Source organism: Bradyrhizobium sp. BWC-3-1 (assembly GCF_032917965.1).
Lineage (GTDB): Bacteria > Pseudomonadota > Alphaproteobacteria > Rhizobiales > Xanthobacteraceae > Bradyrhizobium > Bradyrhizobium canariense_D.
In genome coordinates this window covers 614,997-634,160 of sequence record NZ_CP136625.1, presented here as the reverse complement: position 1 = coordinate 634,160, position 19,164 = coordinate 614,997, and the positions used below count along the sequence as shown (strand labels likewise).

General features: G+C 64.9%; 17 protein-coding genes. 10 read left to right on the top strand and 7 right to left on the bottom strand.

Annotation, left to right across the window (positions count from 1 at the left end):
* Nucleotides 1-45: 45 nt before the first annotated feature.
* The gene (locus RX329_RS02995; RefSeq protein WP_018452960.1) at nt 46-1,437 is read left to right on the top strand and encodes a M48 family metalloprotease; all 1,392 of its coding nucleotides are present in this window, start codon (nt 46-48) and stop codon (nt 1,435-1,437) included.
* A gap of 198 nt (nt 1,438-1,635) precedes the next feature.
* On the opposite strand, the gene RX329_RS02990 is transcribed toward RX329_RS02995, so the two are convergent.
* Entirely contained in the window at nt 1,636-2,961 is a 1,326-nt protein-coding gene (locus RX329_RS02990; protein WP_007604615.1) for an MFS transporter, read from the bottom strand.
* Nucleotides 2,962-3,142: 181 nt separating this feature from the next.
* Here RX329_RS02990 and cyoA point away from each other — a divergent pair, with 181 nt between their 5' ends.
* The 7 genes from cyoA to RX329_RS02955 are packed head-to-tail and all read left to right on the top strand — an operon-like array spanning nt 3,143 to nt 10,056.
* The gene (cyoA, locus tag RX329_RS02985; RefSeq protein ID WP_026232429.1) at nt 3,143-4,303 is read left to right on the top strand and encodes a ubiquinol oxidase subunit II; all 1,161 of its coding nucleotides are present in this window, start codon (nt 3,143-3,145) and stop codon (nt 4,301-4,303) included.
* Between the two features lie 11 nt (nt 4,304-4,314).
* Nucleotides 4,315-6,312 (top strand): cytochrome o ubiquinol oxidase subunit I, encoded by a 1,998-nt coding sequence (cyoB, locus tag RX329_RS02980; RefSeq protein ID WP_018452957.1) that lies wholly within the window; start codon nt 4,315-4,317, stop codon nt 6,310-6,312.
* Nucleotides 6,313-6,942, top strand: coding sequence for a cytochrome o ubiquinol oxidase subunit III (gene cyoC / locus RX329_RS02975; RefSeq protein ID WP_085358837.1), 630 nt, complete (start codon nt 6,313-6,315; stop codon nt 6,940-6,942).
* Complete coding sequence (gene cyoD / locus RX329_RS02970; protein WP_018452955.1) at nt 6,939-7,325, top strand: cytochrome o ubiquinol oxidase subunit IV; 387 nt, start codon at nt 6,939-6,941, stop codon at nt 7,323-7,325. Before cyoC ends, cyoD begins: the two co-directional genes overlap by 4 nt.
* Complete coding sequence (locus RX329_RS02965) at nt 7,322-8,182, top strand: SURF1 family protein (protein ID WP_018452954.1); 861 nt, start codon at nt 7,322-7,324, stop codon at nt 8,180-8,182. The genes cyoD and RX329_RS02965 overlap by 4 nt, the downstream gene beginning before the upstream one ends.
* Nucleotides 8,154-9,533, top strand: coding sequence for an ATP-binding protein (locus RX329_RS02960; protein WP_018452953.1), 1,380 nt, complete (start codon nt 8,154-8,156; stop codon nt 9,531-9,533). The genes RX329_RS02965 and RX329_RS02960 overlap by 29 nt, the downstream gene beginning before the upstream one ends.
* Complete coding sequence (locus RX329_RS02955; protein ID WP_018452952.1) at nt 9,523-10,056, top strand: response regulator transcription factor; 534 nt, start codon at nt 9,523-9,525, stop codon at nt 10,054-10,056. Before RX329_RS02960 ends, RX329_RS02955 begins: the two co-directional genes overlap by 11 nt.
* 37 nt (nt 10,057-10,093) lie before the next feature.
* On the opposite strand, the gene RX329_RS02950 is transcribed toward RX329_RS02955, so the two are convergent.
* The gene (locus RX329_RS02950) at nt 10,094-10,804 is read right to left on the bottom strand and encodes a glutathione S-transferase family protein (RefSeq protein ID WP_026232428.1); all 711 of its coding nucleotides are present in this window, start codon (nt 10,802-10,804) and stop codon (nt 10,094-10,096) included.
* A gap of 109 nt (nt 10,805-10,913) precedes the next feature.
* Between RX329_RS02950 and RX329_RS02945 the strand changes: the two genes are divergently transcribed.
* A complete protein-coding gene (locus RX329_RS02945; protein ID WP_018452950.1) occupies nt 10,914-11,285 on the top strand; it encodes a winged helix-turn-helix transcriptional regulator in 372 nt (123 codons plus the stop codon).
* A 135-nt stretch (nt 11,286-11,420) separates the two neighbouring features.
* Here RX329_RS02945 and RX329_RS02940 read toward each other — a convergent pair whose 3' ends face one another.
* From RX329_RS02940 to RX329_RS02920, 5 genes are all read right to left on the bottom strand, one after another.
* Nucleotides 11,421-12,245: a CarD family transcriptional regulator gene (locus RX329_RS02940; RefSeq protein ID WP_085384092.1), complete on the bottom strand. Its 825-nt coding sequence runs from the start codon at nt 12,243-12,245 to the stop codon at nt 11,421-11,423.
* A gap of 344 nt (nt 12,246-12,589) precedes the next feature.
* A complete protein-coding gene (gene fdxA, locus RX329_RS02935) occupies nt 12,590-12,928 on the bottom strand; it encodes a ferredoxin FdxA (RefSeq protein WP_018452948.1) in 339 nt (112 codons plus the stop codon).
* A gap of 132 nt (nt 12,929-13,060) precedes the next feature.
* On the bottom strand, nt 13,061-13,303 hold the full coding sequence (locus tag RX329_RS02930; RefSeq protein WP_018452947.1) for a S4 domain-containing protein: 243 nt from the start codon (nt 13,301-13,303) through the stop codon (nt 13,061-13,063).
* Between the two features lie 49 nt (nt 13,304-13,352).
* Nucleotides 13,353-16,769 (bottom strand): helicase-related protein, encoded by a 3,417-nt coding sequence (locus RX329_RS02925; RefSeq protein WP_085358843.1) that lies wholly within the window; start codon nt 16,767-16,769, stop codon nt 13,353-13,355.
* Between the two features lie 589 nt (nt 16,770-17,358).
* On the bottom strand, nt 17,359-18,168 hold the full coding sequence (locus RX329_RS02920) for a DUF3108 domain-containing protein (protein ID WP_085384094.1): 810 nt from the start codon (nt 18,166-18,168) through the stop codon (nt 17,359-17,361).
* A 612-nt stretch (nt 18,169-18,780) separates the two neighbouring features.
* Here RX329_RS02920 and rpmB point away from each other — a divergent pair.
* Nucleotides 18,781-19,092 carry a 50S ribosomal protein L28 gene (gene rpmB, locus RX329_RS02915; RefSeq protein WP_026232426.1) on the top strand — a complete coding sequence of 104 codons (312 nt, stop codon included), beginning with the start codon at nt 18,781-18,783 and terminating at the stop codon, nt 19,090-19,092.
* Nucleotides 19,093-19,164: the final 72 nt, after the last annotated feature.

Sequence of the window (19,164 nt, the reverse complement as noted above, 5' to 3'; positions counted from 1 at the left end):
GCGCTATGCCTCGTGCTGGGTTCAGCCCTCGCCGGTTGCGGCGATATGGGCCGGTTCCAGACCGCGGCGGCGCCCCCGACCGTCGCAATGCCCAAGCCGAAGCCGGCCGTCGCGCAGACCCCCGCCACCGAAAAGGAGCACGAGCGCATCCTGGCGAGCTACGGCGGCACATATGACGACCCCAGGCTCGAATCGCTCGTCACCAAGACCGTCGACCGCCTGGTCGCAGCGTCCGACCGCCCCGATCAGGGTTACAGGGTCACGATCCTCAATTCCGGCGCGGTGAACGCCTTCGCGCTGCCGAACGGCCAGCTCTATGTCACGCGCGGTCTTCTTGCGCTGGCGAGCGATACGTCGGAATTGTCTTCCGTGCTCAGCCACGAGATGGCGCATGTGCTGTCCAAGCACGCCGCGATGCGCGAGGACCAGGCCCGCCAGGCCGCGATCGTCACCCGCGTCGTCACCGACATGAGCAACGATCCCGATCTCACCGCGCTGGCGCTCGCCAAGACCAAGCTGACCATGGCGAGCTTTTCGCGCAATCAGGAGTTCGAGGCCGACGGCGTCGGCGTCGGCATCTCCGCCAAGGCCCATTTCGATCCTTATGGTGCTGCACGCTTTCTCTCGGCGATGGAGCGCAATGCCGAGCTGAAGGTCGGCAAGACCTCGCTCGATCCGCGGGCGCAGGATTTCACCTCGTCGCATCCGGCAACGCCCGAGCGCGTGCAGAACGCGCAGACCATCGCGCGGCAATACGCAGCGCCAGAGGGCGGCGAACGCGACCGCGAGACCTATCTCGCCGCGATCGACAATCTCGTCTACGGCGAAGACCCCAGCGAAGGTTTTGTCCGTGGCCGGCGCTTCCTGCATCCGAAGCTCGGTTTCACCTTCCAGGCGCCGGACAATTTTACGCTCGACAACACCGCGCAGGCCGTGATCGGCGTGCGCGACGGCGGCTCGCAGGCGATGCGCTTCGACGTCGTGCGGGTGCCGGCCGAACAGTCGCTGGGCGATTACCTGAATTCCGGCTGGATGGAGGGCGTCGAGAAGGCCTCCACCGAGGACATCACCATCAACGGTTTTCCGGCTGCGTCCGCCACCGCCAAGGGCGACCAGTGGCAGTTCAAGGTCTATGCGCTGCGCTTCGGCAGCGACGTCTACCGCTTCATCTTCGCGGCACGGCAGAAGTCGACCGAGAGCGAGCGCAATGCGCGCGAGACCGTCGGTTCATTCCGCCGCCTGACGCTCGACGAGATCCAGGCCGCGCGCCCGCTGCGCATCAAGGTCATCACCGTACAGCCTGGCGACACCGTGGAATCGCTCTCCCACCGCATGGCCGGCGTCGACCACCCGGCCGAGCGTTTTCGCGTGCTCAACGGGCTCGATCGCAACGCGCAGGTGAAGGTGCGCGATCGTGTGAAGGTCGTGGCGGATTGACGCGCGGTGGTTCCGCAAACTCCGCTGTCGTCCCGGCGTCGGCCGGGACCCATAACCCCAGGGAGCAATTTGGCGGGCGCTGGTCGTTCGGGATTAAGAACACCCGCGTTCGATAGATCACGCGGTATGGGTCCCGGCCCCCGTGCGCAATTGCGCACTAGGCCGGGACGACATTCGCTTGTAGCTGCAGCTCACGCCCTAACCGCCCGCGTCCATATCGCCGGCCTCGCGCTGGCCGCTGAGCCAGAGCGCGAGCAAGGTCCAGAACGCGCCTGACAGCAGGTACGCACCCGAGGCGATGACGCCGAGATTGGTCGCCAGCAACAGAGCGACCAGCGGTGCAAAGCCTGCGCCGAACAGCCAGGCCATGTCGGAGGTCAGCGCCGAGGCCGTGTAGCGATACGCCTGCTTGAAGTTCGAGGCGATCGCACCCGAGGACTGGCCGAACGAGAGGCCGAGCAGGATGAAGCCGATCACCATGTAGATGGTCTCGCCGAACGCGCCGGCATCGAGCAGCTGCGGGGCAAAGCCGCTGTAGATCGCGATCGCGATCGCCGATCCCATCAGCAGCGACTTGCGGCCGACGCGATCGGCGATGACGCCGGAGAGCACGATCGCGCCGACGCCGAACACGGCGGCGACGATCTCGATGATCAGGAAGCGCACCGGGCTTTCGCGGGTGAACAGGAACACCCAGGACAGCGGAAACACCGTGACCATGTGGAACAGCGCGAAGCTCGCCAGCGGCGCAAACGCACCGAGCATGATGTTCTGGCCTTCGCGCGCCACGGTCTCGGAGATGCGCGAGGGTTGCAATTCGCGGGTCTCGAACAGCGAGGCATATTCTTCCGTCGTCACCATGCGCAGGCGCGCGAACAGCGCTACGACGTTGATGGCGAAGGCGACGAAGAACGGATAGCGCCAGCCCCAATCGAAGAAATCGTCGGCCGACAGATTCCCGGCGAAATAGGCGAACAGCCCGCTCGCCACGATCAGACCAAGCGGCGCACCAAGCTGCGGCACCATCGCGTACCAGCCGCGCTTTGAAGGCGGCGCGTTCAGCGCCAGCAGCGAGGCCATGCCGTCCCAGGCGCCGCCCCAGGCCAGACCCTGTGCGATGCGCGCCAGCGCCAGCAGCCAGATCGCGGCAGCGCCGATCTCGTGATAGCCGGGCAGGAACGCGATCGCGACGGTGGCGGTGCCGAGCAGGAACAGCGCCGAGATCAGCTTGGCCGTCTTGCCGTACTCGCGGTCGACCGTCATGAAAATGACGGTGCCGATCGGCCGCGCCATGAAGGCCAGCGCGAAGATCATGAAGGAATAGAGGGTGCCGGTCAGTTCGCTCGTGAACGGGAAGACCAGGCGCGGGAACACGATCACCGAGGCGATCGCGAAAACGAAGAAGTCGAAGAATTCCGAGGTGCGGCCGATGATCACGCCGATGGCGATCTCGCCGGGACTGGCCTGGTCGTGGCCGTGCTCGCCCGAGTGGTCTGCCATTGCGGGGGTCTGTGCCATCGCCATTCGCGCGCCCTTAACGTTCTGAAACCAAAGCCGACTGCCCGGCGAGGCGCCAGGCAATCGAATCCTGTCTGGCGCAACATCCCGCACTGCAACATTGGACAAATTGTCCAATGTTGGGATTGCTGCGCCGCAGCTACCCCTTGGCCCCGCAAAAGAAACTCATTCTCATAAGGCTCGGCCCGTGTCCCGTTTCAAGATCCTGGCGATGCTACCCTTGGCGGTTATGCTAAGTGGCTGCAACTACGTCGTGCTGGCGCCGGCCGGCGATATCGCGGCGCAGCAGCGCGACCTTGTCATCATCTCCACCGTCCTGATGCTCCTGATTGTCGTCCCCGTGATGGCCCTGACGGTGCTGTTCGCCTGGCGCTACCGGCAGTCCAACACCGACGCCCGCTACGAGCCGGAATGGGACCACTCGACCAGCCTCGAGCTGGTGATCTGGTCGGCGCCGCTTCTGATCATTGTTTGCCTTGGCGCGCTGACCTGGATGGGCACGCACCTGCTCGACCCCTATCGCACGCTCGGCCGCATCCATGCCGACCGCGCAGTCGACCAGTCCAAGGCCCCGCTCGAGGTCGACGTCGTCGCGCTCGACTGGAAGTGGCTCTTTATCTATCCGGATTACGGCATCGCCACCGTCAACGATCTGGCAGCTCCCGTCGATCGTCCGATCAACTTCCGCATCACCGCGTCCTCGGTGATGAACTCGTTCTACATCCCCGCGCTGGCCGGCCAGATCTACGCAATGCCGGGCATGGAGACCAAGCTCCACGCCGTCGTGAACCACGCCGGCAGCTATCGGGGCTTTTCGGCGAACTACAGCGGGGCCGGCTTCTCCGGCATGCACTTCAACTTCCAGGGTCTCGACGACAAGGGCTTTGACGCCTGGATCGCCAGCGCCAAGTCCGGCGGCGGCTCGCTCGGCCGCGCCGAATATCTCCAGCTCGAAAAGCCCAGCCAGAACGAGCCGGTGCGGCGCTACGGTACCGTGGATTCCGATCTCTACCGCCTGATCCTCAACATGTGCGTCGAGACCGGCAAGATGTGCCAGAGCGAGATGATGGCGATCGACGCCAAGGGCGGCCTCGGCCATGAGGGCCTGAACAACACCCTGCCGCTGGCCTACGACAAGTACGCCCGCCGCGGCACCGCGCTTGGGCCGGAGCCGACTTTCGTCGCCGGCACCTGCACGCCCGATGCGCCGCAGGGCAGGACCACCGCTTCCATCACGGCACCTGTCGACACCGCGCCGCTGCTCGGCGCCGGCCTGAAGCGGCCGAGTTTCACGCCGCTGAAGTCCTCGTCCTTCTTCCTCGGACAACGTCCGAAGTCAGATTCGTAAAGAGATCCCGCATGTCTCCTGATCTTCTCAAGCTCATCTTCGGCCGGCTCACCTTCGAATCGCTGCCGCTGCACGAGCCGATCGTCGTCGGCACGTTTGCCGTGGTGGCGACCGGCGGCCTCATCATGCTCGCCGGCCTGACCTATTTCCGCGTCTGGGGTTATCTCTGGAGCGAGTGGTTCACCAGCGTCGACCACAAGCGCATCGGCATCATGTACATGATCCTCGGCATCGTGATGCTGCTGCGCGGCTTCGCCGACGCGCTGATGATGCGGTTGCAGCAGGCGCTCGCCTTCGGCGGCTCGGAGGGCTATCTCAACGCCCATCACTACGACCAGGTCTTCACCGCCCACGGCGTGATCATGATCTTCTTCGTGGCGATGCCGCTGGTCACCGGCCTGATGAACTTCGTCGTGCCGCTCCAGATCGGCGCGCGCGACGTGTCGTTCCCGTTCCTGAACAATTTCAGCTTCTGGATGACGGTCGGCGGCGCGGTGCTGGTGATGGCCTCGCTGTTCATCGGCGAATTCGCCCGCACCGGCTGGCTCGCTTATCCGCCGCTGTCGAACATCGGCTACAGTCCGGATGTCGGCGTCGACTATTACATATGGGGGCTACAGGTCGCGGGCGTCGGAACGACACTGTCCGGCATCAACCTGATCTGCACCATCGTCAAGCTGCGGTGCCCCGGCATGACCATGATGCGGATGCCGGTGTTCACCTGGACCGCGCTCTGCACCAACGTGCTGATCGTCGCTTCCTTCCCGGTTCTGACCGTCGTGCTCGCGCTGCTCTCGCTCGATCGCTACGTCGGCACCAACTTCTTCACGAACGATTTCGGCGGCAGCCCGATGATGTACGTGAACCTGATCTGGATCTGGGGTCATCCCGAGGTCTACATCCTGGTTCTCCCCGCCTTCGGCATCTTCTCGGAAGTGACCTCGACCTTCTCGGGCAAGCGGCTGTTCGGCTACACCTCGATGGTCTACGCCACGGTGGTCATCACCATCCTGTCGTACCTGGTCTGGCTGCACCACTTCTTCACGATGGGGTCGGGCGCCAGCGTCAACTCCTTCTTCGGCATCACCACGATGATCATCTCGATCCCGACGGGCGCGAAGATGTTCAACTGGCTATTCACGATGTATCGCGGCCGCATCCGCTTCGAGCTGCCGATGATGTGGACGATCGCGTTCATGCTGACCTTCGTGCTCGGCGGCATGACCGGCGTGCTGCTCGCGGTGCCGCCGGCCGACTTCGTCCTGCACAACAGCCTGTTCCTGATCGCGCACTTCCACAACGTAATCATCGGCGGCGTCGTGTTCGGCGCGTTCGCCGGTATCGGCTACTGGTTCCCGAAGGCGTTCGGCTTCAAGCTCGACCCGTTCTGGGGCAAGCTGTCGTTCTGGTTCTGGGTCACGGGCTTCTACCTCGCTTTCATGCCGCTCTATGTGCTCGGACTGATGGGCGTGACCCGCCGGCTCCGTGTGTTCGACGACCCGAGCCTGCAGATCTGGTTCATCGTCGCCGGCATTGGCGCCTTCCTGGTCTTCCTTGGCATCCTCTCGATGCTGATGCAGTTCGCCGTCAGCTTCCTCAGGCGCGAGCAGCTCAAGGACGTCACCGGCGATCCCTGGGACGCGCGCACGCTGGAATGGGCGACCTCCTCGCCGCCGCCGGCCTACAACTTCGCCTTCACCCCCGTCGCTCACGACAACGACGCGTGGTGGGACATGAAGAAGCGCGGTTATCAGCGCCCGCTCACCGGGTTCAAGCCGATCCACATGCCGAGCAGCACCGGCACCGGCATCATCCTCGCCGGCTTCGCCACCGCGATGGGATTCGGCCTGATCTGGTACATCTGGTGGCTGGCGGCCGCGAGCTTCATCGCGATGCTCGCCGTCGGCATCGGTCACACCTTCAACTATCACCGCGATTTCGATATTCCGGCCGAGGACGTCATCCGGGCCGAAGACGCGCGCACCAAGCTGCTCGCCGGAGCCAAGTAAATGACTGTCGCTGTCAATCCCACGCAAACCGGCGAGCCGGTCTTCTACCTCGCCGACGAACACCCGCATCCGGAAGGCTACAGCACCTCGCTCGGCTTCTGGATCTATCTGATGAGCGACTGTCTCATCTTCGCGATCCTGTTCGCCACTTTCGGCGTGCTCGGCGGCAATTACGCCGCCGGCCCGGCGCCGAAGGATCTGTTCGAGCTGCCGCTGGTCGCGGTCAACACCTCGATGCTACTGCTGTCGTCGATCACGTATGGTTTTGCCATGCTGACGATGCAGCAGAACAAGATCGCGCAGACCCAGATCTGGCTGGCGATCACCGGCCTGTTCGGAGCCGCATTCATCGGCATCGAGCTGTCCGAGTTCGCCCACATGATCCATGAGGGCGCGACGCCGCAGCGTAGTGCTTTCCTGTCCGCCTTCTTCACCCTGGTCGGCACCCATGGCCTGCACGTCAGCTGTGGCCTGATCTGGCTGGTGACCCTGATGGTGCAGGTCTGGAAGTTCGGCCTGATCGACGCCAATCGCCGCCGCCTGATGTGCCTGTCGATGTTCTGGCACTTCCTGGACGTGGTCTGGATCGGCGTCTTCACCTTCGTCTATCTCCTGGGAGTTCTGCGATGAACACCGATACTCACGCCGCCCACGCGGACGATCATCATCACGGCGACAGCCACGCCAATGCCCACGGCTCGTTCTCGACCTATATGCTCGGCTTCGTGCTCTCGGTCGTGCTCACCGCGATCCCGTTCTGGCTGGTGATGAGCGGCGCGCTTCCGAGCAAGCAGATCACCGCGCTGGTGATCATGGCCTTCGCGGTCGTGCAGATCGTCGTGCACATGATCTACTTCCTGCACATGAACACGACGTCAGAGAACGGCTGGAGCATGATGGCGCTGATCTTCACCATCGTCATGGTGGTGATCGCCCTGTCGGGTTCGCTGTGGGTGATGAACCACCTCAACAGCAACATGATGCCGATCCACCAGATGACCGGGATGAAATGAACGAGACCCGGACCGTGACGAGCGAGGCAAACGGGACGCGCAGCAACGCAGCGCGCCCGCCCTTGTGGCTCACGATCCTCTCGCTCACGGCCATTGCACTTCTGATCGCGCTCGGCGTCTGGCAGATCGAGCGCCGCGCCTGGAAGCTGGCGCTGATCGATCGCGTCGAGCAGCGCGTTCATGCCCCGGCCCAGCCGATCCCCTCCCCGGCGGCATGGCCGACCGTCTCCGCCGCAAACGACGAATACAGACACGTCAGCGTCTCCGGCCGGTTCCTGCATGACCGCGAGACCCTGGCTCAGGCCGTCACCGAAGAAGGCCCGGGCTATTGGGTGCTGACACCGCTCAGGCGCGACGACGGCACGCTGGTCCTGGTCAACCGCGGCTTCGTGCCGTCCGACCGGCGCGATGCGTCGACGCGCTGGGACGGCAACCCGCAAGGCCAGGTCGAGATCACCGGCCTGTTGCGCGTGACGGAGCCAAAAGGCGGATTCCTCAGAAACAACGTGCCGGAGCACAATCGCTGGTACTCGCGGGATGTCGCAGCGATTGCGACGGCACGCGGCCTCGACCACGTCGCGCCCTTTTTCATCGATGCCGACGCTCGATCACAATCCGGCAGCGGCCCAATCGGCGGATTGACCGTGATCAGCTTTCCCAATAACCACCTGATCTACGCGCTGACGTGGTTTGCTCTGGCGTTCATGCTGGCCGGCAGACTTTTCGTCACATTCGGCGGCGGGCTGTTCCGCCGCAAGGAGCCCTGGAGCGGCTTCGCCCACGAAGCGGCCGGCGGCCTCGATGCTGTCGCCCGCAGGACGGGATCAGATGCTGGAACGATCGGCGAGCCCACCTGACAACGGAAGAACGCACAGCGCCGTCACGCTGCAATCGCAGGCGGACGCGCGCAGCGAGCTGATCGGCACAGCGCCAACCGACGACGAGACCAACCGCAAGAACATGGCGCTGCTGATCCAGCTGCGCTGGACCGCAGTGGTCGGCCAGATCGTGACCATCGGCGGCGTGCATGTGTGGCTCGGCATTCCCCTGCCCCTCACCCGCATGGGCGCGGTAATCGGCGCCCTGATATTTCTCAACATCTCCAGCCTGGTCTGGGTGCGCCATCGCGCCGCGATCACCAACAATGAGTTGCTGGTCGCCCTGATGCTGGACGTCGCCGCGCTGACCGCGCAGCTTTACCTCAGCGGCGGCGCCACCAATCCCTTCACCTCGCTGTTCCTGCTCCAGGTGACGCTGGGCGCGGTGCTGCTCGATGGCCGCTCGACCTGGTCGCTGGTCGCCTTGACCTGCGCGAGCTTCGTCTGGCTGACCGTCGCCTACCGACCGCTCGATCTGCCGCCGAACCCGCTGAGCGAGACCTACACCCTCACGGTTGCCGGCATGCTGCTGGGCTTCGTGCTCAACGCCGTGCTGCTGGTGGTGTTCGTCACCCGCATCAACAGGAATTTGCGCGAGCGCGACGCGCATCTGGCGGCGCTGCGCCAGCATGCCGCCGAGCAGGATCATATCGTGCGCATGGGCCTGCTCGCCTCCGGCGCGGCTCACGAGCTCGGCACGCCGCTCGCCTCGCTCTCGGTCATCCTCGGCGACTGGCGCCGCATGCCCGACCTCGCCGCCGATCAGGAGCTGGCCGAGGACCTCGAGGAGATGGAGACCTCGCTGCAACGCTGCAAGTCGATCGTGACAGGCATTCTGGTGTCGGCGGGCGAAGCCCGCGGCGAGGGATCGTCGCCGACGACGGTGGCGGCTTTCGTCACCGCGCTCGTGGAAGAGTGGCGCGACGCGCGCTCGGCGCGCACGTTGTATTTCGTCAACACTTTCGGCGAAGACGTCGCAATCGTCTCGGACGTCGCGCTGAAGCAGGTGATCTTCAACGTGCTCGACAACGCCTACGAGGTCTCGCGCGACTGGGTCGAGCTCGTTGCCGGGCGCGAGGGCGATCATCTCGTGCTGTCGATCAGCGATCGCGGCCCCGGCTTTGCGCCGGAGATGCTGGCACAGCTCGGAAAGCCCTATCAATCGAGCAAGGGCCGCGCCGGCGGCGGGCTCGGCCTGTTCCTGGTGGTGAACGTGGTGCGCAAGTTAGGGGGCAGCGTGACCGCCGAGAACCACAGGAAGCGCGGCGCTACGGTCCGCCTCACGCTGCCGCTCGCAACGCTCGCGATCGGAGGCAGCTTTGACGCCTGATCGTTCGCTCGTCGTCGTCGAGGACGATGCCGGCTTCGCCCGCACCCTGAAGCGTTCGTTCGAGCGCCGCGACTACGAGGTCGTGCTCGCCGCCTCGATCGAGGATGTGCGGAAAGTCCTGGAGGAGCGATCGTTTGGCTATGCCGTCGTCGACCTCAAGCTCGGCGGCGCCTCGGGACTGGCCTGCGTGGAGCTCTTGCACACGCACGATCCGGAGATGCTGATCGTGGTGCTGACGGGCTTTGCCAGCATCTCCACCGCCGTCGAGGCCATCAAGCTCGGCGCATGCCACTATCTGGCAAAGCCGTCGAACACCGACGACATCGAGGCCGCCTTCAACAAGGCCGCAGGCAATGCCGAGGTCGCGCTCGACGCCCGGCCGACATCGATTAAGACGCTGGAGTGGGAACGCATCCACCAGACCCTGATCGAAACCGATTTCAACATCTCGGAAGCCGCAAGGCGGCTCGGGATGCATCGGCGGACGCTGGCGCGGAAGCTCGAGAAGCGGCCGGTGAAGTGAGGAGGAGCGGATCGAAGCCGCTCCTCCTCTCCACTGGTTAGGCTTGCTTGCCATATCGCGCGATGACGTCGGCCAGGGCGGTGTGGCCTGCGCAGGATCCTGTTCCCGGATCATTGCTGCCGCTCTCCACGGCGGTGGCGTAGATGACCCCGGGATCGGCCTCGAGTTGTTGGCGCAGCGCGGCCAGCTTTGGCCAGCGGCTCCTGTCCGCGACAGCGTGGAAGTCGAGCCAGCGCGCCACACCTGCCAGCAAGGCGTCCGCGAGGGTCGGCCGGTCGGCGAGCAGGAACCTTGCCGGCTCGATCATGCCTTCGAGCTTGTCGTGACGTTCGATCACCTTTCTCCTTCCGAACTCCCGCAAGGCCGAACGCATGGCGTCGTCCATCGCCACGCCTTCCATTGCGACCCAAAGCGGCGCGAAGGCGCCGGTAAAGCCGGTATTCACGAACGCCATCAGCTGGTGCATGCGATCGGCTTGCGGCGACAACGGATCAAAGCTGATGCGCCGTTCGGTATCCCTGGCTTCGAGCCAAGCCGCGATCGCCATGGTTTCCGTCAGCACATCGCCCTGGTCCGTTATAAGTGCAGGCGTCTCGTGTCGCGGATTGATCCTGGCGTATGACGGGCTCAGCATCTCGCCCAGCATGTCGACGCGACACAGGCGATATGGCCTGCCAAACCATTCAAGAGCTGCAACGAGTCCCATGGAGCTTCCCATCGGGAAGCCGTAAAGTAGGATTGGATCCATCGATCTATTCTCCGTGATTTCTGATGATCACGCTGCGCAGCGGTCCCGAACCCTAGTCGCTCGCTCCATCAAGTAAATTGCGAACATTTTTGTAACCTGGAGCCCGCCGATGAAAGATCTCGTTTCGAGATGTCCCATCGAGGAAGTGATGCAGATCCTGAGCGGCCGGTGGCCTACGCTTCTGATCTACTATTTGAAACAGGGCACCAAACGGTTCAGCGACTTGCGTCGGGACAATCCGACCATCTCGCACAGGATGCTCGCCCTCGAGCTTCGCAAGCTGGAGGACGCCGGTATCGTGACTCGCACGGAATTCGACGGATACCCGTTGAGGGTCGAGTACGATCTGACCGCCGCCGGCCACACCTTGGTGCCGTTGATCGATGCGTTGGGCGCCTGGTGGTCGACGGTTGCGACTGACGCGCGCGGAGACGACCGCGAGACCGGGCGCGGCGCTTCGGGAAGCGCATCGCGGGTTTGATCCTGCTCAGGACCGCATAGGCTCAAAGCAATTCCGCCCGCTGACGTCCCCGAACCGGGGCGGTCAGCGTCTCCAAAACAAAAAGCCCGGCCGTAAGACCGGGCTTTGATCTGTTGCGTTCGACGCGCGAGACGCTTACGCGGCCTCGTCGGCGACCGTGGCGCCGCCCTCGGTCTCGTCGCTATCGCCCTCGGCGTCCGCATCGGCCTCGCCTTCGGCGGCTTCGGACTTGGCGCCAGTGCGGCGCGGGCTCTTGGCGAGCTGGGCCTCGATCTCCTTGACCGCTTCGGTCTCGGTCGAGTGCTGCACCACCGCGATCTCGCGGGAGAGACGGTCGAGCGCTGCTTCATAGAGCTGGCGTTCGCTGTAGGACTGCTCGGGCTGCGACTCGGAGCGATAGAGGTCGCGCACGACTTCCGCGATAGCGACGATGTCGCCCGAATTGATCTTCGCTTCGTATTCCTGGGCGCGGCGCGACCACATGGTGCGCTTGACGCGGGCACGGCCCTTGAGGGTCTCGAGCGCACGCTTCACCAGCGCGGGGTCGGAGAGCTTGCGCATGCCGACATTGGCGACCTTGGCGGTCGGCACGCGCAGCGTCATCTTGTCCTTGATGAAGTTGATGACGAACAGCTCGAGCTTCGCGCCGGCGATCTCCTGCTCCTCGATGGCCAGAATCTGGCCGACGCCGTGAGCGGGATAGACGACGAATTCGTTGGCCTTGAAGCCCTGACGCTGGGTCACAACCTTCTTTTCCTCGACCTTCGGCGCAACAGCCGCGGGCTTCATGGCCGGCTTGGCGGCAGCAACAGGGGCCTTGGCAGGAGCAGCAGCAACAGGAGCCTTTGCGGCGGGCTTGGCAGCGGGAGCCTTGGCAACAGCGGGCTTGGCGGCGGGCTTGGCGGCAACAGGCTTGGCAACGGTCGCTTTCGCGGCCGGCTTGGCAGTCTTGTTAGGCATTGCGCTTCTTTTGTTCTTCGAGGACTTTGCAGCCGGCGCCTTCGTCGCGGTCCGACCCTTGGATGCGCTACGGCTGGCCGCGGCGACTTTCTTGGCGTCCTTATGGGAAGCCTTCGCTGAAGTACTCTTTTTACGCGTTTTCTGTGACACAGCCTGCGCGCGGAAACTGCCACGCCCCTGTTCGACATTTGGTTTCACGGGAACCCAACGGGGCCGACGGGGCTAACCAGGGTTCGGCTCAATGTGCCCAATATAGCACATTTCCCGCAAAAATCAATGATTTAGGGGTGTTAAGGCCTAGTTTTCGGCGGTAAGGCCGCTAATAGGGTTAAGTTTGACCCGAATTAGTCGCCGGAGCCGGGGTTCGGCGAGAAATACTTGTCGAACTTGCCCTCCATGCCGTCGAAATCCTTGGCGTCGTCGGGTGATTCTTTCTTCTGGGTGATGTTCGGCCAGCTCTTGGCGTAGTCGGCGTTGACCGTGAGCCACTTTTCCAGGCCCGGTTCCGTGTCCGGCTTGATGGCATCGGCGGGGCATTCCGGCTCGCACACGCCGCAGTCGATGCACTCGTCAGGATGGATGACGAGCATGTTCTCGCCCTCATAGAAACAGTCGACCGGGCAGACCTCGACGCAGTCGGTGTACTTGCACTTGATGCACGCTTCAGTGACGACGTAAGTCATCCAACGCTCCGAAAAGCTCTTTTAAAAGTCGCGGCTTGCGTAGCGCGGATGGCCCGGCGCCGCAAGCTCAGGAACGGCCGATCATGACGGCTTTATGCGCTTGATCGACCAAGAAATGAATTCAAAGCGCAATTAATTGCGCTGAGAACTTGGCGGGCCTTCACCGAGCTCTTCGTAGAGCACACGGGCCGAGGCGGCATCGCCACGGCGCTCGTTGAAGGCGATGACTTTCAAGACGCGCACGGTGCGATCGAGCGCGATGGTGAGCACGTCGCCGATCTTGATCGCATGCCCCGGCGATTTCTCGCGTGCGCCGTTGACGCGAACATGGCCGGACTCGACAAGCGCGGCCGCGGAGGTGCGCGCCTTCACCACCCGCGCGTGCCACAGCCATTTGTCGATGCGCTGCCGCTCGGTCGTGGGCTCACTCCTTACGCCCGGACAGCTGCTCCTTCAGCGCAGCGAGCTTCGCGAACGGCGAGTTCGGATCGACCGGACGATCGCGCTCGCGCGGGGTGGCGCTCGATGCGTAGGGCCGCAGCGACGGGCCGCCCTGGCGGTCGCGGCCCTTGTCGCGGTCGCGGCCACGGTTATCGCGGCCCTTGTCGCGATCGCCGCCGAACTTGCCCTTGTTGCGGTCCTTGTTGTCGCGGTCCTTGTTGCCGCCATTTTTGCCCTCGAAGCGGCGGTTCTTGTCGTCGCGGCCCTCGGGACGCGGCGCAGCTTCGGCGCTACCTTCTCGCGGCTTGCGGAAGTCCCTGCCACCATCTCGACGATGACCGCCGCCATGGCGATGGCGCTCACCGCGCTTCTCGCCGTCGGCGGCAGGCTGGGCTTCGCCTTCGGCAGGCGCAGCGCCGGCTTCAGCGGCCGCCTGTGGACGCGGCTGGTGATGACGCTGGTTGCGATGGCGCTCGTGGCGCGGCTTGCGATCATCGTGACGGCCCGCGGGACGCCAGACCTCAATGAGCTCGGGCTCGGCGGGCGTCGCCGCGGCTTCCACGGGCGCTGCCGCATCGGCCGACGCAGCGGCTTCAGTTGCAGCGGTCTCTGCAGGCGCGGTTTCGGCAGGTGCGGTTTCGACAGCTTCAGCGGGGGCAACAGGCTCTTCCGCAGGTGGCGCGATGCCGGGAGCGTCTTCCGGCGTGACGGAAGCTTCGAGCGCCGGCTCGTCATGCGCGGGCTCGTCGTGCTGCTCCATCCCGGGCGCGTCTTCGACGGTCACAGGCTCGGCAGCGGCTTCGATCGCGGCATCCGCAGGGGTTGCGGCGTCCTCGACCGGCGTTTCGGTTGCGGGCGTCTCTTCGCTGGAGGCTTCAGCAACAGGCGCGTCAGCAATAGGCGTCTCGGCAACAGCCGCAGCCGGCTTCGCCGGCAGCGGCGGGCGCTTGTCCATGCGATAGCCGAGCGCACGCAGCACGGAGGCAAAGTCTTCGCCGGCGGAGCCGGTGAGCGAGGTCATCGCCTGCGTCACCACAAAGCTGCGGCCGTCGAATGCCCCGGCGGGCTTTTCGCCAGACGCGTTCTCGCGCCAGGCCAGCGCCGGACGGATCAGATCGGCCAGGCGCTCGAGGATATCGACGCGCACGGCGCGCTCGCCGGCCTGCTTGTAGCCGAGCACGCGATAGGCATCGCGCGGCAGCTGCTTGTCGACCGGGAACGAGGTGCGGCCGGAGCTTGCCAGATGCTGCGCGCCCGACAGCGCGGAGGGATCGACATTGTCCTGCTTCAGCGCCCAGAGCAGCGCGGCCAGCGCACGCCCGGCCGGCTTGAGCAGGCCGGGGAAATAGAGGTGATAGGCGCCGAAGCGGACGCCGTATTTGCGCAAGGTCGCCCGCGAGGGCTGGTCGAGATCCTTCAGCTCGTTGGCGATCTTCGGGCGCTCCAGCACGCCGAGCGCCTCGACGAGTTGATAGGCGATGCCGCGGGCGATGCCGGTGACGTCCTCGGCCTTGCTGAGCTCGAACAGCGGCCCGAGCAGCTTTTCGATATGCGTCTTGAGCCAGAGCTCGAGCCGGGCCTGCACCTTGTCGCGGGGGGCGCCCGTGAGGCGTTCGTCGGAGATGATGCGGATGCGCGGATGCAGCGCCTCCTCTGCGGCAGACAGCCGCGCCACGGCGTCGCCGGTCCAGCGGATGATGCCTTCCGAGGTCAGCACGAACTGCTCGTCCGGCGCATTGCTCAGTTTTTCGGCGCGCGCGTTGATCTCGCCGGCGAGCACGGCCTGCGCTGCAGCCTGCAACGCTTTCGCATCGGAGCCGGCTTCCGCCGCATCCGGTGCAAAGGTGAAGCCATCGAGGCGGCCGATGACATGGCCTTCGACGATGACTTCGCCGGTCTTGCCGATTTCCGTATTCAAGCTCGTGTTCTCCCGCAGGCGGCGCATCAATACACTGGTCCGGCGATCAACGAAACGCTCAGTCAAGCGTTCATGGAGCGCATCCGATAATTTATTTTCGACCTCGCGGGCGATCCCCTGCCAGCGTTCGGGGTCTTTCAGCCAGTCGGGGCGGTTGGCGACGAAGGTCCAGGTGCGAATCTGCGCGATCCGGGCCGACAGCGTGTCGATATCGCCGTCGACGCGGTCGGCCTGGTCGATCTGGGTCCTGAACCAGGCGTCGGGGATGCATCCCTTCCGCATCAGGAAGCCGTACAGCGTCGTCACCAGCTCAGCATGGGCGGCCGGCGACAGCTTTCGATAATCCGGGACCTGGCAGGCCTCCCACAGCCGTTCCACGGCGTCCTTGCCATGCGCGACATCGCGCACCTCGGCGTCGCGGGCGGCGTGGTCGAGCACGCGCATGTCCTCGGCAATCGGCGCGCGCGTCAGCGCCTCGTGGCCGGGGGCCAGGTTCAGCGAGACCTGGAGCGCGCCGAGGGAAGCAAAATCCAGCTTCGAATTGCGCCATTGCAAAACCTTCACGGGATCGAAGGTGTGGTTCTGCAGCGCATTGACGAGCTCGGGCTCGAACGGGCCGCAGCGGCCGGTGGTGCCGAAGGTGCCGTTGCGGGTGGCGCGGCCGGCGCGGCCGGCGATCTGGGCGAATTCGGACGGCGTCAGGCGGCGGAACTGGTAGCCGTCGTACTTGCGGTCGGAGGCAAAGGCGACGTGGTCGACGTCGAGATTGAGGCCCATGCCGACGGCGTCGGTGGCGACGAGGTAATCGACCTCGCCGTTCTGGAACATCGCGACCTGCGCGTTGCGGGTGCGCGGCGACAGCGAACCCAGCACCACGGCGGCGCCGCCATGCTGGCGGCGGATCAGCTCGGCGATGGCGTAGACCTCGTCGGCCGAGAAGGCGACGATGGCGGTGCGGCGCGGCTGCCGCGTGATCTTGCGATCACCCGCGAATTCCAGCTGCGACAGGCGCGGCCGCGTGATCATGGAGACGCCCGGCAGCAGCCGCTCGATGATCGGGCGCATGGTCGCAGCGCCGAGCAGCAGCGTCTCGTCGCGGCCGCGGCGGTTGAGGATGCGATCGGTGAAGACGTGGCCGCGTTCCAGATCAGATGCGATCTGCACCTCGTCGACGGCGAGGAACGAGACGTCGAGATCCCGCGGCATCGCCTCGACGGTCGAGACCCAATAGCGCGGCGCTTTCGGCTTGATCTTCTCCTCGCCGGTCACGAGCGCGACGGCATCGGGGCCGAGCCTTGCTGCGATCTTGTTGTAGACCTCGCGCGCCAGCAGGCGCAGCGGCAGCCCGATCATGCCGGAGGGATGCGCGAGCATCCGCTCGATGGCGAGATGGGTCTTGCCGGTGTTGGTGGGACCAAGCACCGCAGTGACGCCGGCGCCGGGAAGCCGCTCGGAAGCGAAGGGAGAGGAGGAAAAAGGCATCTGGGGGATTAGGTAATGGCGATTGGGGCGAATGTCAGTGCTGTTTTGGGGCGGTGGCGCGAAGGGCCCGCCTCACGCGCTGGTGTCATCGCCCGGCTCGACCGGGCGATCCAGTATTCCAGAGGCGGCGCAGATCAAACCGAGAGGGCGCGGCGTACTGGATGCGCCGGTCAAGCCGGGGCATGACGGCGGAGAATGCGGCGCCTCTCCCTGAACCCAGCGCAACTGTCTCACTTTGACGCTTTTCGCGTTGGCTTTAAGCTTCGGAACGAGTTGAGAACGAATCGCGGCCGAATCGCTGACTCCCCCTTGAGTCCTGTTCCGTTCACGCAAGATGTCGCGGGAGGCTTGTTGGGTCGCACTAGATGGAGTTTTGGCCCGCCGCACAAGCGACGTTTCGGTGGCGGATTCGTTAAAGCTGGGGACGGCGCGGAGTCGAATCAGAATCGGGGAGGAGTCAAATGGATTCCCGGTTCTCGACCCGCTCCAAACAAAAAGCGCGAAAACAACCCCATGCACAGTAGGCATGTCATTGACATCGCTCGCATTTATTTTCGCCAAAAGGGAGATCAGCGCAGGGACGGCAGGCCTACTGCGTCTTCGCGACCTTGGGCGGCTGGGCGCTGGTGATGAAGCTGGTCGCTTCCAGCATGGCCGGCCCGAGCGGCGTCGGCACTTTCAGCCAGAACGGGACCAGGATGCGCGTGCCGGCGATCGGCGCGAACGCGACCTCGATGTTGCGCTGGGCGGCGAGATATTTGATCACGGGACGGTCGGGGATGTAGCCGGCGATGGGCACGAAATACAGCGAGCAGACCACGACCTGGCCGTGATAGCCCTTCTCCGCCTTGACGTTCTCCATGCGCTTGAAATCGAGCTTGAGCTCATAGCGCATGCGGCCGTCGAACACGGCGGCGCTGCCGTGGCAGGCGTCCGCCGACAGCACGTCGCCGGTGCCGGATACGCGCACCAGCGAGGCCGTCATCGGGTCCCAGACGCCGCGGCGATGCGCATCGGTGACGACGATGCGGTCGGGATCGACCGGCGGCTCCGGCAGGATGGCAAAATCCTTCACATTGCCCTTGTCGAGCGTGATGCGGATCTCTTCGGTCTTCTTCGAGGTGGTGGTGGAGGCCTGGTAGCCGGTCGCGACCAGCGCGCCGTTGACCACGCGCCCTTGCGAGGCGCCGGTGCCCGACCCGCCCGCGAAGGATTTTAGAAGCCCCGAGGTGCCGCCGGAGGCCGCGGCCGCGAACACGTCGTCCTGGATGTCGATATTCCAGGCGCCCTTGCCGACGGGAATGCCCGCCAGCGTCGCCTCATATTGCGCCTCGAGCTTGCCCTGCGCCGCCGCGGGCTCCGCCGCCCACGCCAAGACCAGCCCGCCAAGGGCCGCCATGACCCAGCGGCCGGCAGCGCGCGGATTCCTCGCGCGCCGCTCCGCTGAGCGCAGGCCGGGCGCAAGATGAGGCGTTGTGAGCACGAAACAATCCAATCGGGGCGCGAACGGTTGTTACTTAAGCCAAATACCGCGCCAAGCAATGCGTCCGGGCCTATCCGCGTCCGGAACTCCACCGGACTTTTCGGGCGCGAATACGCCCTTTATGTGATGGTAAGGCGCGATAATCATTGCCGTTTTGGTGATCGGGGTGGGACTGAAAAGCGCACCTCACCGCGCCACCTCCACCGCCGTCATGCCCCGGCTTGACCGGGGCATCCAGTACGCCGCGGCCCCTCTGGTCAGCCGCACCGTCTCGGCGTACTGGATCGCCCGGTCCCGGCTCCGCCAAGGCTACGCCGAGGCCCACACGGGTGCTCGGCCCGCCGAAGCTTCAGCGAAGGCGGCGAGCCGGGCGATGACAGCTCGCGTGAGGCACGAAACCCGCCCCAAAACCTTGACGTCCCGCCGCTTCCCCCCTATACGTCCGCCCGCTCCCTGCAAGGACAGAGATTTGCCCGTGGCGCCCCGAATGGCGGCCGCACATCGTTGGGAAAGATTGAGGATTTTGCCATGTCTCGCCGCTGCGAATTGACGGCCAAGGGCCCCCAGGTCGGCCACACGGTCAGCCACTCCAACATCAAGACCAAGCGCCGCTTCCTGCCGAACCTGGTCAACGTGACCTTCATCAGCGAAGCGCTGGGCCGCAACGTGCGCCTGCGCGTCTCCACCAACGCGATCAAGAGCGTCGATCACAATGGCGGCCTCGATCCCTTCCTGCTCAAGGCCAAGGCCGCCGTGCTGTCACCGCGCGCCCTCGAGCTGAAGCGCGCCATCCAGAAGAAGGTCGGCCCGACGCCGGCGCCGGAGAAGAAGGCGAGCTAAGAATTTTCGGATTGGGCGAGGGCTTGCGTCGCGAGGCGTAGGCTTAGCTGGATAGAGTTTGCATTACGGCCG

Bases quoted from the DNA above. Each gene is read 5' to 3' on its own strand.
- RX329_RS02950 (WP_026232428.1), bottom strand. From the start codon at position 10,804: ATGGATCCAATCCTACTTTACGGCTTCCCGATGGGAAGCTCCATGGGA.
- rpmB (WP_026232426.1), top strand. From the start codon at position 18,781: ATGTCTCGCCGCTGCGAATTGACGGCCAAGGGCCCCCAGGTCGGCCAC.
- cyoB (WP_018452957.1), top strand. From the start codon at position 4,315: ATGTCTCCTGATCTTCTCAAGCTCATCTTCGGCCGGCTCACCTTCGAA.
- RX329_RS02965 (WP_018452954.1), top strand. From the start codon at position 7,322: ATGAACGAGACCCGGACCGTGACGAGCGAGGCAAACGGGACGCGCAGC.
- RX329_RS02925 (WP_085358843.1), bottom strand. From the start codon at position 16,769: ATGCCTTTTTCCTCCTCTCCCTTCGCTTCCGAGCGGCTTCCCGGCGCC.
- RX329_RS02990 (WP_007604615.1), bottom strand. From the start codon at position 2,961: ATGGCGATGGCACAGACCCCCGCAATGGCAGACCACTCGGGCGAGCAC.
- RX329_RS02940 (WP_085384092.1), bottom strand. From the start codon at position 12,245: ATGCCTAACAAGACTGCCAAGCCGGCCGCGAAAGCGACCGTTGCCAAG.
- RX329_RS02995 (WP_018452960.1), top strand. From the start codon at position 46: ATGGGCCGGTTCCAGACCGCGGCGGCGCCCCCGACCGTCGCAATGCCC.
- RX329_RS02960 (WP_018452953.1), top strand. From the start codon at position 8,154: ATGCTGGAACGATCGGCGAGCCCACCTGACAACGGAAGAACGCACAGC.
- RX329_RS02945 (WP_018452950.1), top strand. From the start codon at position 10,914: ATGAAAGATCTCGTTTCGAGATGTCCCATCGAGGAAGTGATGCAGATC.
- fdxA (WP_018452948.1), bottom strand. From the start codon at position 12,928: ATGACTTACGTCGTCACTGAAGCGTGCATCAAGTGCAAGTACACCGAC.
- cyoD (WP_018452955.1), top strand. From the start codon at position 6,939: ATGAACACCGATACTCACGCCGCCCACGCGGACGATCATCATCACGGC.
- RX329_RS02920 (WP_085384094.1), bottom strand. From the start codon at position 18,168: ATGGCGGCCCTTGGCGGGCTGGTCTTGGCGTGGGCGGCGGAGCCCGCG.
- cyoC (WP_085358837.1), top strand. From the start codon at position 6,313: ATGACTGTCGCTGTCAATCCCACGCAAACCGGCGAGCCGGTCTTCTAC.